The sequence below is a fragment of the Streptomyces sp. UF-297 genome (assembly GCF_058245575.1).
This window is the reverse complement of record NZ_JBSIBZ010000073.1, coordinates 1-13,595: the sequence shown is the minus strand read 5'-3', so window position 1 is coordinate 13,595 and position 13,595 is coordinate 1. Positions and strand designations below refer to the sequence as shown.

At 68.5% G+C, this 13,595-nt stretch carries 9 protein-coding genes and 3 pseudogenes; 9 read left to right on the top strand and 3 right to left on the bottom strand.

The annotated features are described in order from the left end of the window. Positions 1-84: 84 nt before the first annotated feature. From AC4IJH_RS31955 to AC4IJH_RS31940, 4 genes and pseudogenes are all read left to right on the top strand, one after another. On the top strand, positions 85-1,455 hold the full coding sequence (locus AC4IJH_RS31955) for a glutamine synthetase family protein (protein ID WP_490855425.1): 1,371 nt from the start codon (positions 85-87) through the stop codon (positions 1,453-1,455). A 60-nt stretch (positions 1,456-1,515) separates the two neighbouring features. After that, positions 1,516-2,793, top strand: a complete 1,278-nt coding sequence (locus AC4IJH_RS31950) for a cytochrome P450 (protein ID WP_490855424.1) — start codon at positions 1,516-1,518, stop codon at positions 2,791-2,793. Between the two features lie 53 nt (positions 2,794-2,846). Beyond that, positions 2,847-2,981 (top strand): annotated as a pseudogene (locus AC4IJH_RS31945) (transposase); the annotation flags it as partial. Positions 2,982-3,374: 393 nt separating this feature from the next. Next, a complete protein-coding gene (locus tag AC4IJH_RS31940; RefSeq protein ID WP_490855423.1) occupies positions 3,375-4,619 on the top strand; it encodes a cytochrome P450 family protein in 1,245 nt (414 codons plus the stop codon). A gap of 591 nt (positions 4,620-5,210) precedes the next feature. On the opposite strand, the gene AC4IJH_RS31935 is transcribed toward AC4IJH_RS31940, so the two are convergent. Continuing rightward, the gene (locus AC4IJH_RS31935; RefSeq protein ID WP_490855422.1) at positions 5,211-6,035 is read right to left on the bottom strand and encodes an MFS transporter; all 825 of its coding nucleotides are present in this window, start codon (positions 6,033-6,035) and stop codon (positions 5,211-5,213) included. A 164-nt stretch (positions 6,036-6,199) separates the two neighbouring features. Beyond that, positions 6,200-6,637: pseudogene (locus AC4IJH_RS31930) on the bottom strand (MFS transporter); the annotation flags it as partial. 192 nt (positions 6,638-6,829) lie between these two features. On the opposite strand from AC4IJH_RS31930, the gene AC4IJH_RS31925 reads away from it, so the two are divergent. Further along, complete coding sequence (locus tag AC4IJH_RS31925) at positions 6,830-7,267, top strand: winged helix-turn-helix transcriptional regulator (RefSeq protein ID WP_490855421.1); 438 nt, start codon at positions 6,830-6,832, stop codon at positions 7,265-7,267. 851 nt (positions 7,268-8,118) lie between these two features. Here AC4IJH_RS31925 and AC4IJH_RS31920 read toward each other — a convergent pair. After that, positions 8,119-9,084 (bottom strand): helix-turn-helix transcriptional regulator, encoded by a 966-nt coding sequence (locus tag AC4IJH_RS31920; protein ID WP_490855420.1) that lies wholly within the window; start codon positions 9,082-9,084, stop codon positions 8,119-8,121. 95 nt (positions 9,085-9,179) lie between these two features. On the opposite strand from AC4IJH_RS31920, the gene AC4IJH_RS31915 reads away from it, so the two are divergent. The 4 genes and pseudogenes from AC4IJH_RS31915 to AC4IJH_RS31900 form a co-directional block, all read left to right on the top strand. Continuing rightward, complete coding sequence (locus AC4IJH_RS31915; protein ID WP_262036924.1) at positions 9,180-9,545, top strand: VOC family protein; 366 nt, start codon at positions 9,180-9,182, stop codon at positions 9,543-9,545. 87 nt (positions 9,546-9,632) lie between these two features. Beyond that, positions 9,633-10,416 (top strand): annotated as a pseudogene (locus AC4IJH_RS31910) (DDE-type integrase/transposase/recombinase); the annotation flags it as partial. A gap of 234 nt (positions 10,417-10,650) precedes the next feature. Beyond that, positions 10,651-11,652 (top strand): SGNH/GDSL hydrolase family protein, encoded by a 1,002-nt coding sequence (locus AC4IJH_RS31905; protein ID WP_490855419.1) that lies wholly within the window; start codon positions 10,651-10,653, stop codon positions 11,650-11,652. A 509-nt stretch (positions 11,653-12,161) separates the two neighbouring features. Then, positions 12,162-13,595 (top strand): ATP-binding protein (locus AC4IJH_RS31900; protein ID WP_490855418.1); only part of this gene is annotated, 1,434 nt, incomplete at its 3' end.

Below are 13,595 nucleotides of genomic sequence, written 5' to 3'. Positions count from 1 at the left end.
TTGATCCCAAACGACATCCCGGCGACGTCCCGGACGAGCCCGCGCACCGGTCCCGGTACAGGCCCCGCAGGAAGGCTGGACAGGGTGAACGAAGAGAGCAGCCCGGCACAGCGCGACCAGGCCCGTCAGGCCGTCACGGCGCTGCGCGCACAGAACATCGACGTGGTACGCGTCGTCTACCCCGATCTGCTCGGCGCCGAGCGCGCCCGCGACATCCTCCTCGACCACCTGCCGACCGCCGCCGGCCACGGCCTGGCGTTCTGTCGCGCGGTCTACCACACCAGCCCGCAGAGCGATGTGATCCCCATGCCCGGCGGGCTGGCGGCGGGCATGCCGGACATCTCGGTCCGGCCCGACCTGGACACCCTGCGCGGCCTGCCCTGGGAGCCCGGTGTCGCCTGGTGCCTGGGCGACGCCCTGGACCCGGTGACCGGCGGCCCGGCCACCGAGTCCCCGCGCGACCTGCTGCGCGCCGTCATCGACTGGAGCGGCACGGACCTGCGCCCGGTGATCGGCCCCGAGCTGGAGTACTACCTGTGCGAGCGCGACGAGGCCGTGGCCGCCGGCTGGTCGCCCTACGGACGCGCCCCCGGCAACGTCTACAGCGCGGGGCTGCGCGGCGACCCCGACGGCCATCTCCTGCGTACGCTGCGGCACTTGAAGCAGCTGGAGATCGGCGCGACCGCCGGGAACCGCGAGTTCGGCAGCGGCCAGTTCGAGATCAACCTCGACCACTCACAGGCCCTCGACGCCGCCGACCGCGCCTTCCGCTTCAAGTCGGCCGTCAAGGAGATCGCCCGCACCGAAGGCCGGCTGGCGACCTTCATGGCCCGGCCCTTCAACGAGGAAGGCGGCTCCGGCTTCCATCTGCATCTGTCGATGGTGGGCGCCGACGGGCGCAACGTCTTCGAGGGCCGCGACGGGGTCGATCCGCACGGGCTGTCCACCACCGCCCGGCACGCGATCGCCGGAGTGCTCACCCACGCGCCCGCGCTCACCGCGCTGATGAACCCGACCGTCAACTCCTACAAGCGCTTCGGCCCCGACACCCTCGCCCCGTGGCTGATCGACTGGGGGCTGGACAACCGCAGCGCGATGGTGCGCATACCGCCCGAGCGCGGCGCCGGCACCCGCCTCGAACTGCGCCTCGGGGACGCCACGGCCAACCCCTACCTCGCCGTCGCGGGCGCGATCGCGGCCGTCGGGCTCGGGCTGCGCGAGAAGCGGGAGCCGCCCGAGCCGCTGACGGGGTACGGCTACCGCGAGGACGCCGCGGCGCGGCTGCCGGGCACGCTCGACGAGGCGCTGGACGCGCTGGAGGCCGACACGGATCTGACCGAGGTCCTGGGAGCCGGCTTCACCCGCTCCTTCCTCGCGTACAAGCGCAACGAGATCGAGCGGTTCCGGCAGTACGTCACTGACTGGGAGTTCAAGGAATACGCCTTCCTCCTGTGAGGGCCTTCCCAACGCAGGAGCGCCGCCCCGCCATCCGCCCGGCCCGAAGGACAGCCGACCATGCCCCTCGCCCCCACCGCCCCCGAACCGCTGCCCCTCGACGCGATCGACCTCGCCGACCCCGACAACTTCACCGACGGCGCGCTCCCCTGGCGGATGTTCGACACCCTGCGCCGCGAGGACCCTGTCCACTGGCAGCCCGAGCCCGCGCCCAACAGCGGCTTCTGGGCCGTCACCCGGCACGCCGACATCGTGCGCGTCGGCCGCGACCCCGAGACCTTCACCTCCACCGAGTTCACCAACCTCGAAGAGGTCGAGGCGCCCGACCGCGCGATCCGCCGCTCCCTCCTGGAGACCGACGGGCTGCGCCACCGGGCCATGCGCCGGCTGCTCCAGCAGCAGTTCACCCCGCGCGCCGTCGCCGCGTACGAGGTGTTTCTGCGCGGGCTGACCGCACAGACCCTCGACTCGGCGCTCGCCAAGGGCCGCTTCGACTTCGTCGAGGAGGTGTCGGCCGACTTCCCCATCAACGTCCTCGCCCGGATGCTCGGCGTCCCCCGTGACGACACCCGGCGGCTCATCGACTGGGGCAACCGCATCATCGGAAACACCGACCCCGACTACGCGGACGTCCTGCTCGGCAGCGAGGAGAGCGAGCGCTACCGCGATCTGCCCTTCCGCAGCCCCGCGACGCTCGAAGTCTTCGCGTACGGGCGGGAACTGGCCGCCCGCCGCAAGGGCACCGGCGGCGACGACCTGGTGAGCCGGCTCGTCAACCAGCCGCCCTGCGACGGAGTCCCACTCTCCGCACGGGACTTCGACAACTACTTCCTGCTGCTGGTCGTGGCGGGCAACGAGACCACCCGCCACGCCATCTCCCACACCATGCTCGCCCTCATCGACCACCCCGAACAGCGGGAGTGGCTGCGCCGGGACCCCGCCCTCATGCCCGGTGCCGTCGAGGAGTTCCTGCGCTGGTCCTCCCCCGTCTACCACTTCCGGCGCACCGCCACCCGCGCCACCGAACTGGGCGGCAGGCGGGTGGCGAAGGGCGACAAGGTCGTCGTCTGGTTCGCCTCCGGCAACCGCGACGAGTCGGTCTTCGATAACCCCTACCGCTTCGACGTCACCCGCACCGCCAACGACCACCTCACCTTCGGCAAGGGCGGCCCGCACTTCTGCCTGGGCGCCTCACTGGCCCGCCTGGAACTGCGGGTGATGTTCGAAGAGCTCCTCCCCCGCCTCCGCGACATCCGCCTCACCGCCCGCCCCCGCCGGGTCCGCTCCAACTTCGTCAACGGCCTGAAGGAACTGCCGGTGGAGGTGGCCTTGGCCTAGGCACGGCCCGATGGGTCGTGTGACCTGCTGGCGTTCGCGCCGTTCCGCTCGGTGTGGGGCGGGGCGATCTACCGGATCAGGAGTGGCCCCGTCTGGAGCCGCACTTTCCGAAGAACGTGGGACGGGGCGGGCGTTGGAAGAGCCATCGCAGAGTGATCAACGGCGTTCTCTTCCGGCAGCGGACGGGTGCGGTACGTTCCACCGGGTCGAAGAGCACGGCCGCGGGCACGCCCCCGGCCGCGTAGCATCGGGCCCGGGCCTGACTGTGCAACTCCACCAAGGCGTCGAGGTCCGGCTTCCCGGCGTCCCGTATGCGCACCGCATGTTGAGCCCCGTCCGCCGATCGGCCGTCTGTGACCATGTCGCCCGTGTCCAAGTCGTCCTTGTTCATGTCGTCCGTGTCTATGTCTCCCGTGTCTATGACGCCCGTATCTATGACGGCGGAGACGCGATGAGTCCTGCGTCCGGTTCGCCTCCTCCTGGCGGCCGATGCAGTCCGGGCGCGGGCCGATTAAGGTCGAGTCAGACCGAAAAGCGGGCCCGGGCCGTGACAGAGGCCGGGCCGGAAGGGCGGGCAGCGCATGGCCGTCATCGTTGATCTGGGCGCGTACGGCGAGGACTTCACGGCCGATCCGTATCCCTACTACGCCGAGCTGCGCGACCGCGGCCCGGTGCACCAGGTGCGGCTGCCCGACGGGAAGGAGGTGTGGCTGGTGGTCGGCCACGACGCGGCGCGGGCCGCGCTCGCCGACCCCCGCCTCGCCAAGGACTGGCGTGCCACCGGCATGTGGGACGTGCGCGAGGAGCAGACCCCGCTGTCCAGCAACCTGCTGGAGCTCGACCCGCCGCACCACACCCGCCTGCGCAAGCTGGTGGCACGGGAGTTCACCACCCGCCGGGTCGAGGCGCTGCGCCCCCGCGTCCAGCAGATCACCGACGGGCTGCTGGACGCGATGCTGGCCGCCCCCGACGGCCGTGCCGACCTCGTCGAGGCGCTCGCCTTCCCGCTCCCGCTCATCGTCATCTGCGAACTGCTGGGCGTCCCGGACATGGACCGGGCCGAGTTCCGCGGCTGGTCCAACGAACTCGTCGCCCCGACGAGCGAGGAGGCGGGCCGGGCCGCCGTCCTGGGCATGGCCGGCTACCTCGACGGCCTGATCGAGCGGAAGCGCCGGGAGCCGGGCGACGACCTCCTCAGCGCGCTGGTCCGCACCGCGGACGGGAGCGGCGACGGGGACGGGGACGGGAGCGGCGACGGGGACGGCAGCGGCCCGGACCCCGACCGGCTCTCGCGGCAAGAACTGATCGGCATGGCCTCCCTGTTGCTGGTCGCCGGCCATGAGACGACCGTCAGCCTCATCACCAACGGCGTCCGGGCGCTGCTCGACCACCCCGACCAACTGGCCGCCCTGCGGGCCGACTTCGGCCTTCTGGAGGGGGCCGTGGAGGAGGTGCTGCGCTACGACGGGCCGATCGAGTCGGCCACCTGGCGCTTCACGGACGGTCCTGTGGACATCGCCGGCACGGTCGTCCCCGACCGGCAGTTCGTGCTGATCGCCCTCGCCTCCGCGGACCGTGACCCCGGCCGCTTCCCCGGCCCGGACCGCTTCGACATCACCCGCGACGCCCGCGGCCATATCGCCTTCGGCCATGGCATCCACTACTGTCTGGGCGCCCCGCTGGCCCGGCTGGAGGGCCGTATCGCCGTGCGCGCCCTCCTGGAACGCTGCCCCGGTCTGGCCCTGGACTCCGATGCCGGGGCGCTGTCGTGGCGCACCGGCATGCTCCTCCGCGGCCCGCACCGCCTGCCGGTCCGCTGGGCCTGAGCGCCGACCGCGCACCCGACGGGACCGAGGACCGGCGGCGTGTCACCGAAGTGCTCCTTGTGGGCGCGGCAGTAGTCGTCGAAGTGACTGAAGTCGGTCTGGTCGCAGACGTTGTCACCCTGGGCCCGCCCCTCGCCATCGGAGGCGACCGCGCCGGCGACGAAGATCTGGTTGCCTACACATACGCCGCAGGCGTACCCCATCTGCGGCTCCCACAGGGAACTGCTGTATACGGTCTCCCGCTCTACCGTGGACTTCTCTTCGTGCACCGGAGCCTGCTCAAAAGTCGTCATGTGCGATCTGTCCTCTCGACCCCTCGAACCCTTTTCTCGTTCCTGCTTCCTCGGGCAGGTGAAATCCCGGGAACCGCAGGCAACGGCAAGATCGCTGAAACACGGTGATCAACTCACTGTCAACACCCCCAAGAGGAACGTTCATCTTTCAGAAATGAAGTCACCTGGGCATGCCGAATGGCGGTCAGGGGTGATGGATTAACCAGCCAGTGAAGCGGCCAGAATTAATGAGCGGAATCAGCGAGAAAGGGAAAACGCGACGCGGTGATCCAGCCCCGTACCCTACCCGCGCGCTCGCTCACTCGGGAGCGTGCTTGCCGGGCACGCGCAATGCTCTCCAGGCCAGGATGCCCAGGAGCGCGAGGGCAGCAGCAGCGCTTCCGGTCGCCACTGCGAAGCCGGTGTCGTAGGCGTGCTCCGCACTGTTCAGCAGCGCATCGCCGACCCGTCCCCCGACGCGCGCGGCCACTTCGGACGCGGCCCCCACCGAGCTGCGAGCGGTATCCCACTGCTGCGCCGAGGCGCCGGCCACTGGATCGAAGTCGGAGCGGTACACCAGGGACAGCACGGTCCCGAAGAAGGAGAGTCCCAGCCCCGCCCCCAGAGAGAAGGCCGTCTCCTGAACGGCTCCGGCCTCACCGGTACGCCCGGGCTTCGCCGCACCCAAGATGGAGTCCGACCCCAGCGTCATGACCATCCCGGAACCGAGCCCTGCGACGACCAGGGCCGCGTAGTTGCCCGTGGCGCCGAACACCGCGAACGCCGCCAGCGCCAGCGCGCACAGCAGCAGTCCGCTGCACAAGCCGCGATGGTGGCCGAACCGCGCCGCGAAGCGCGGCGCGAGGGCCGCGCCGACGGCGTTGGCGACCGCCAGCGGCACCAGCGCCAGCCCTGCGCTCAAAGGGGAATAGCCGTCCACCAGCTGGAAGCGCTGAGTGAGCAGGAACAACAGTGCGGTGTACGCGCCATAACACCCCATGATGCACAGCGCCGATACCGAGAAGCGACGGTCGGTGAACTGTGTGACATCCAGCAGCGGATCGGCGATCCGGCGCTGCCGTACGACGAAACCGACCAGCAGCGCTGCTCCGACGAGCCCGACCCCCCAGACCGCCGACGGCACCCCGTCATGCTCTCCCAACTGCTGAAAGGAAACACCACGGCAGCGAGTCCGGCGGCCGACAGCACGGCACTGACTGCGTCCCACCGGTGTGGGCGGGGATTGCGCGACTCCGGGACCAGCAGGGCACCGCCGACCAAGGCGAGCACCACGACCGGCACATTGACCAGGAAAACCGAACCCCACCAGAAAAGCTCGACCAGCACGCCACCCAACAGCGGGCCCACCGACACTCCCACGCTGTTCGCAGCGGTCCACAGGCCGATGGCCAGCGCCCGTTCGCGGCTGTCGGGAAAGACAGCCCTGATGATCGCAGGCGTACTCGCCATGATCATCGCGCCCCCGGCACCAAGCGCCGCCCGAGCGGCGATCAGCTGCACCGGCGTGACGGACAGCATTGCCCCCACCGACGCGAGACCAAAGACCGCGAAGCCACACATCAGCATCCGCTTGCGGCCGAACCGGTCCCCGAGCGTTCCGCAGGTGATCAGCCCGGCGGCGACGGTAAGCGCATAGCTGTCGACGATCCAAAGGAGCTCGGATCCGCTCGGCAAGAGCTCTCTGGAGATCGTCGGAACGGCCACATGCAGCACCGTCAGGTCCATCCCGACCATGAGCAGGCTGGCACACAGCACACCTAGCGCTGCCCACCGGTGCGGCGTCGTCTGTTCAGTCTCTGTCAGCACACAACCACTGTGTGCCGTATGAAACTTGTGACACAAGTACGGTCTTTGATGTGCTTCGGTGCCATTCCGGCCCCATAGTGTCGCTCGGTATACCTGGTTACAGTGTTGGTCATGAGGCGAGTACGCGAGCGCGTGGACGAGATGGCCGACTGGTGCAACACCGAGGTCGTTCTGTCGGTCCTCGGCGGGAAATGGAAGCTACTGATCGTCAGGTATCTCCTGTCAGGAACACACCGCTTCAGCGAACTCCAACGCCATATGCCGACCGTCACTCACCGGATGCTCGCCCGGCAGCTTCGGGAATTGGAGGACGACGGCCTCGTATCACGCACGGTTTACCCAGAAGTCCCCCCGAGGGTGGAGTACTCGCTCACCGAGGCCGGGGAAAGCCTGCGAGAGACGATCGACCAGCTTGAGACCTGGGGAAGGTGGTACCGAGACCACTTGAAGAGCGCGGCACGAGACCCCAACCCAGCGGTTGCTGACACGCACTCAGCTTCTTCAGGCGTTCCACCGATCGATGATGGGCAGCAGCTGCGCAACGAGTGAGACCCTCGGACGGTTGAGCGAGATGCCTGACGTCTCAACTCACCGGCCCGGGGGCCTCGTTGGTTACCCATCCTTGCGCACCGGACCTCCCGCACGCACTCGTGGAGTAGGTCACCGTGAGCCTCCGCCAACTTGAAGACGCAGGTCGCAGGGCTGGTGTGATCGGTTCTTGGATACTCCTGCTGGTCGCGTGCGTAAGCCCACGGAAAAGATCATCCGTCAGCGGTTGACTTCGAGGTTCGCCAGGACGAGCAGAGCGCGTAGAAGTCGGGTGGCGCGTGCGGGGTCGGTGCGGAGTGGGAGAACCGTTCCGCGGAAGTGCGGCGCGGACAGCGCCGTGAGTCGCAGATGAAGCGGATGAAGCGGCGGTTCCGCAGGTGGATGACGACATACTGCCCGCCGAGCGATCCCGCAGTCGGCGCCGGTAGGCGTCGTGCACCCGCTGGGAGAACTGCCCGCAGTCCGGGCATGCCGCGCCGGCCGCCCGTCCTCTCACCATGATGTCGACCGTGCCGAAGACGGCGCCCGCCGTCTCGACGGCCACCTCGTCGATACCGGCGAACACCAGCGTTTCCCAGAACGATGCGTTGGCCTCCATGAACAGCACCGTCATCGGAGACACCCGACCCAGAGGCGCTTCGGCGGTCACCTGATGGAGCGTCACCAACCTCGGTTCGGCGACGAGGCGCACGCGGCCTCACCCGGCAGCAGCCCAACGAAATCGAACTGATGGGTGGCGCTCCGCGACCGGTCCCCAACATCGGTGCCAGAGTCCGCTGAACAACGTCAGAGCCAGACACGGCTGTACCGACCGGGCACATTGATCGAGAGCAGGGCGTGCCGCTTAGCAGTCACGAGGCTGGGGCCGAGTGTCTTTCAGCCAGGTCCTTGGCAAGCTGGCTGATGCGTTTGCGGGCTGTCTCTGGGGTGAGTATCTCGATGTGGTTGCCGAACTGGAGGAGCTGACGCACTGACTCGATGTCGGGGTAACGGACGACGACGGTGCACCAGCCGTTTTCCGTGTCGGAGACATCGTGGATGCGGGTGCCGAGGATGCGCCGTGCCAGGTCGAGGCCATTTTCTCGCAGACGGACGGTCACGCTCACGCGACCTGGCCTCTCGGTGCGTTCCTTCAACGCAGCCCACCTGGTGCGGAGGGTCTCATCTGGTCGGAGAACAGCTGGCGCGTCGAGTTGTTCGTAGGCCGAGAGCCGTTCCAGAGCGAACAGCCGACCGGTCCCCTGATCGTCGGCGATGAGATACCAGCGGCCTGATTTCGCCACGATCCCGTACGGGTCGACCACCCGCGCCGAGGCCTGTTTCTCGGCGCTGCGCCGGTACTGGACTCGCAGCCGGCGTCGGTGTCGCAGGGCCGAGGCTAGATCCGATACGTCCACCGCTGGCTTTGAGTCAGCAAGCCACGCGTTGCTGTCCACCAGTACCAGGTCCGCCAGTCGCAGCAGGCTCGGCGACTCAGGTGCTGCGGCCTGACGGGCGGCGATCTTGCGCGCGGCCGACTCCTGCACCGCAGACAGGCCCATGCGCTCAAGTTGCGCGCTGTCCAAACCAGCCACGGAGAGGACCTCCAGCTCTGGTGGTTCCAGATGGGATGCGTTGAGCCGTGCACCGGGGAGCAGAACGATCCCACCGTTCCGCCCGCGTTCGGCATAAACAGGCACACCTGCTGTAGAGAGCGCCTCGACATCCCGCAGCACAGTCCGCCGGGACACCTCCAGACGCTTGGCGAGCTCGGTGGTGGTGATGCGCTGACGGGTCTGCAGGAGCAGCAAGAGGTGCAACAGCCTCGAAGCCTTCATGCTGACCAGTGTTCGCAAAAAAGGTGACAGGTTCTGTCGCGGTTAGGCGATCAACTGGAGCGGTACCGAGAATTCAACGATCTGAGGAGCGCTCTGTGCCCGCCCCCAACCTGTTCCTGATCTACGTCCGCGACGCCGAGGCCGCTACGGCCTTCTACAGCGACCTGTTCGAGATCGAACCGACCTTCACCAGTCCCCACTACGTGGCTTTCGAGGTAGCCCCCGGCGTCCTGTTCGCGTTGTGGACGGGGGGCAGCGAACACGCGGTCCCGAGCACCCCTCGCACGAGCGAAGTCGGGCTGATGGTGCCGGGAGCAGCGTCCGCAGTTGACGAGATCTTCACGAGTTGGGTCTCGAAGGGAGTCCATGTCGTGGAGGAGCCGTACGACGCTGTCTTCGGCCGCACGTTCGTGATCACGGACCCCGACGGCAACCTCATCCGGGTCTCCCCGGTGGACTGAGCTGCACGACCCCTACCCACTATGTTCGTTCTCGAAGGGCCGGCCCCACACGATGGCCGGCCCTTCAACCTGTCCAGGAGCTCAGACATGTCACATCCGAACGCTGCCCTCACCCCGCGCCACCGTCTGAAACTCGCGCGACGCGTCGTTGACGACGGCTGGCCAATCAGCGAAGTGGCGGCCCGTTTCCAGGTCTCCTGGCCCACCGTGAAGCGCTGGGACAACCCGCCACCTTGCTGGCGAGTCAATGCAAGACCGCTCGTCCCGACCGAAGACCTCGCCGAAGAAGACGCCCAAGGCAGTATCGATGCGATGCGTCAGCTTGCGGAGGCGATTGAGGGAGGGCCCAGTTCAACTCGCGACACGACTCGGCATCGCCGCGTCGACAGTCCACCGTATCCTCACCGCGGCGCGGCTGAACAGGATGTCCTATCTCGACCGTGCCACTGGAGAACCCATCCGCGCTTACGAGCACCCGTACCCCGGCTCGCTGGTGCACGTGGACGTTAAGAAATTCGGGAACATCCCTGACGGCGGTGGATGGCGCTACGTCGGGCGACGGCAAGGCGAGAAGAACCGCTCGGCCACTCCCGACAAGCTGAAGAGCAAGTGGGGCAACCCGAAACTCGGCTACGCCTTCATGCACACGATCATCGACGACCACTCACGCGTCGCATACACCGAGGTACACGACGACGAGACCGCCATCACCGCCGTCGGGGTGCTGCATCGAGCAGTGGCGTGGTTCGCCGAACACGGCGTTACCATCGAGCGAATTCTGTCGGACAACGGAGGCGCGTACCGGTCCTTCCTCTGGCGCGACACCTGCGAGGCCCTGGCCATCACGCCGAAGCGCCCACGCCCTGGCCGCCGCCGCGATCCTCATCTGGCTCCGCGACACCGTCCGAGAGCCACCAGAAGCGACCTCACAGGGCAATACACCTAGCCCCAAAGGAGGGGGCCGAATGAGGTGATCGCACAGTTGGCCGCCAGGTCCTGTTCCCTGGGGTGAAAGACACGGCGAACACTCGGCGGAGCCTCGTGCGGATGCCTGGATAGGAGGTGACCGACCCCCTCCCACCCACCGTCCGGAGTGTTCGTGAGATTGCGCCGCCCGCCCCTGGCCACATCCACCGCTGCGCTGCTGAGCGCGCTGCTTGCCACCCCGCTGCCTGCCCAGGCCGCAACCGAACCGACGCACGATGCACCGCACAGGACCTACAAGGAGTACGTGGCCCTCGGCGACTCCTGGTCCGCGGATGTCGCATTGCTGACGAACGTATCGAGGAAGCACGTCCCGTACGCCTGTTTTCAGTCCACATGGAACTATCCGAAGAAAGTAGCCAAGGAACTCAACGTCCCCACCTTCCGTGACGCTACCTGTGGTGGCGCCACCACAGAGGACTTCACCAAGGCCCAGAACCTCAGCCGCCTGGGCGTGTTCAGGGGGCACAACCCGCCGCAGTTCGACCGGCTCACCCCCACCACAGACCTGATCACCATGGGCATCGGCGGCAACGACGCCGGCCTCGGCGGGGCCGCCGCTGACTGTTTCAACCTGCTGCCCTCGCTGCGGTTGCTCCCGGGAGCGGAGCTACCGGCACCGTTCGGCGGGCAGTGCAAGAAGAAATGGGTCAAGGGCGGTGTGGACACGATGTCCCAGCGCATCGCCCGGGCCGGAGACAAGGTCTACGCCGCTGTACGGCGCGTACATGAACTGTCCCCTCATGCCACGGTGCTGGTGGTGGACTACCTCGCGGGGGCGCCGACCGACCACGGCTGCTACCCCTATGTGCAGGCCAATAACGGCGACTTGATGTGGATCGGCGAGAAGCTCAAAGAGATCAACGCCGCCCTCGCCAAAGCCGTCGCCCGCGCCGACCGCGATGTCAACGGCCTGGACGTACGGCTGGTCGACACCTACACCGGCAGCATCGGCCATGACGCCTGCCAGAAGCCCGGCACCAAATGGGTCGAAGGCTTCACACCCTTGACCGTCAACCCTCCGGGCCTCGCCGTCCCGCTTCACCCCAATGAACTGGGAGCCGAGCACCAAGCCGCCTCGGTCCTCAGGTCCCTCAAGGCCCCGACGAATCAGCGCACTTGAGGCAGGCGCGGCAACGCCCGAGGAAGGCGATCCGGGCCACTCACCAGCGGGTCGCACTCCCCCGGATGCGCCGTCGGCGGACTACGACGCATCCCGGCCGACGTCACACCCCGGCTTGGGGACGCCCCAAGCCGGTCACGCCATACACATCAACGACCTGCGAAGCCCAGGACTAGGCCGTTTCTGTTGGCTCTTGGTCGGACGGCACCTGATCGGCAGCCTACCCGGATGGCCCAGACCCAGATCACCGACGCCGTCTGCCACACCTACAACAAGGCAGGCATGCGCCTGGTAATGATCGACGAGATCCACGAACCGGAGCACAAAGCCAGTCATGAGTCGGTCCCGTGCGGTCAATTCCTCCTCTGTTGTGTGCGAGCTCCGACAAAGCCCCTGTGCCACGCCGGTATCCGCCACACTGGCCTCCTCTGACGCGGGGAGTGCCTTCGGTGGCTGTGGCGGACGCGGCGGGGGCGAGGGGAAATCTTCGTCCCGAGCCAACAGGGTTCGTGGGGCGCCGCACCGAACTCGCAGCACTGGGTAGCCTGTTCGCCGCGTCCCGGCTCACGACGCTGACGGGCGTGGGCGGGGTGGGCAAGAGCCGCCTGGCCCGGCAGGCGTGCGAGCAGATGGGCGAGGAGTATCCGGACGGCGTCTGGCTGGTCGAGCTGGGCGACCTGCGCCAGCCCGAGATGGTGTACGGCGTGGTGGCCGAGGCGCTGCCGCTGGCCGATCAGACCACGCGTCCACAGCGGGTGGTGCTGTGCGAGTGGCTGGCCGGGCGGCGCCTGCTGCTGCTTCTGGACGGGTGCGAACAACTGCTCCCGGCCTGTGCGCAGGCAGTCGAGGTGCTGCTGGCCGAGGCGCCCCACCTGCGCATCGTGGCCACCAGCCGCCAGCCCCTGATGGCCCGCGGCGAGCAGGTACTGCAGGTGCCTCCGCTGGCCCTGCCCCCGCCCTCCGCGGCAGGGACGGAGCAGGGGCGGGAGGAGCCGAGCGAGGCGGTGGCCCTGTTCCTCCAACGGGCCACGGCCGCCCTACCGGGCCTCGCGCTGACCGAGACCGAGCAGGCGGAGGTCGAAGAGATCTGCCGCCGCCTGGACGGCATCCCGCTCGCCCTGGAGCTGGCCGCCGCCCTGCTGGCCATCCTGTCCGTGCCGGAACTGCTCAAGCGGCTGCAGTCCCGCTTCGAGGTGCTCACCGCAGAGTCGGCACCCATGTCGCCGCTGGCGCTGCCCCGGCACCAGACGCTGCGGACCACGATCGGCTGGAGCCACGAACTGTGCACCCCGCTGGAGCGGTTGGCCTGGGCCCGCCTGTCGGTCTTCGCCGACGGCTTCGAGCAGGAAGCGGCGGAAGGGGTCTGCGCCGGCGGCCCGCTCGGCACCCGGCAAGTGGCCGGTCTGCTGTCCGCCCTGGCGGACAAGTCGGTGCTGCGGCGGGTGGCCACCGCCCGAGGCCCGCGCTATTCGATGCTGGACACGGTGCGCGAGTACGGCCAGGAGTGGCTGGCAAGGCTCGGTGAACGGCCCGCACCCCAGGAGCGGCACCGGGACTACTACCGCTGGCTGGCCCGCACCGGCGACCGGGAGTGGTTCGGCCCCGGCCAAGTGGCGTGGTCCGAGCGCCTGTCCGCCGAACACGCCAATCTGCGCACAGCCCTGGAGCACTGCCTCGCCGACCCGGACCCGCGCTACGCGCTGGAGCTGACGGGCAATCTGTGGTTCTTCTGGTTCGGCTGCGGCTTCCTGCGCGAAGGCCGCCACTACCTGGACCGGGCCCTGGGCAAGGAACCGGACGCAGGGCCCGGCCAGGAGCGTTTCTGGGCCCTGTGGGCCCGCGGGCTGGTGTCCTTCGGGCAAGGCGACTACGAAACCTCCGCCGCGCTGCATCGCATCTGCGCGCCCATGGCCGACCAGCTCGGCGACCCGGCCGCGGGCGCG

What these genes read in the sequence shown, in the direction of transcription:
- AC4IJH_RS31920 (WP_490855420.1), bottom strand. Translation starts at nt 9,084, where the DNA reads ATGAAGGCTTCGAGGCTGTTGCACCTCTTGCTGCTCCTGCAGACCCGT.
- AC4IJH_RS31950 (WP_490855424.1), top strand. Translation starts at nt 1,516, where the DNA reads ATGCCCCTCGCCCCCACCGCCCCCGAACCGCTGCCCCTCGACGCGATC.
- AC4IJH_RS31940 (WP_490855423.1), top strand. Translation starts at nt 3,375, where the DNA reads ATGGCCGTCATCGTTGATCTGGGCGCGTACGGCGAGGACTTCACGGCC.
- AC4IJH_RS31925 (WP_490855421.1), top strand. Translation starts at nt 6,830, where the DNA reads ATGAGGCGAGTACGCGAGCGCGTGGACGAGATGGCCGACTGGTGCAAC.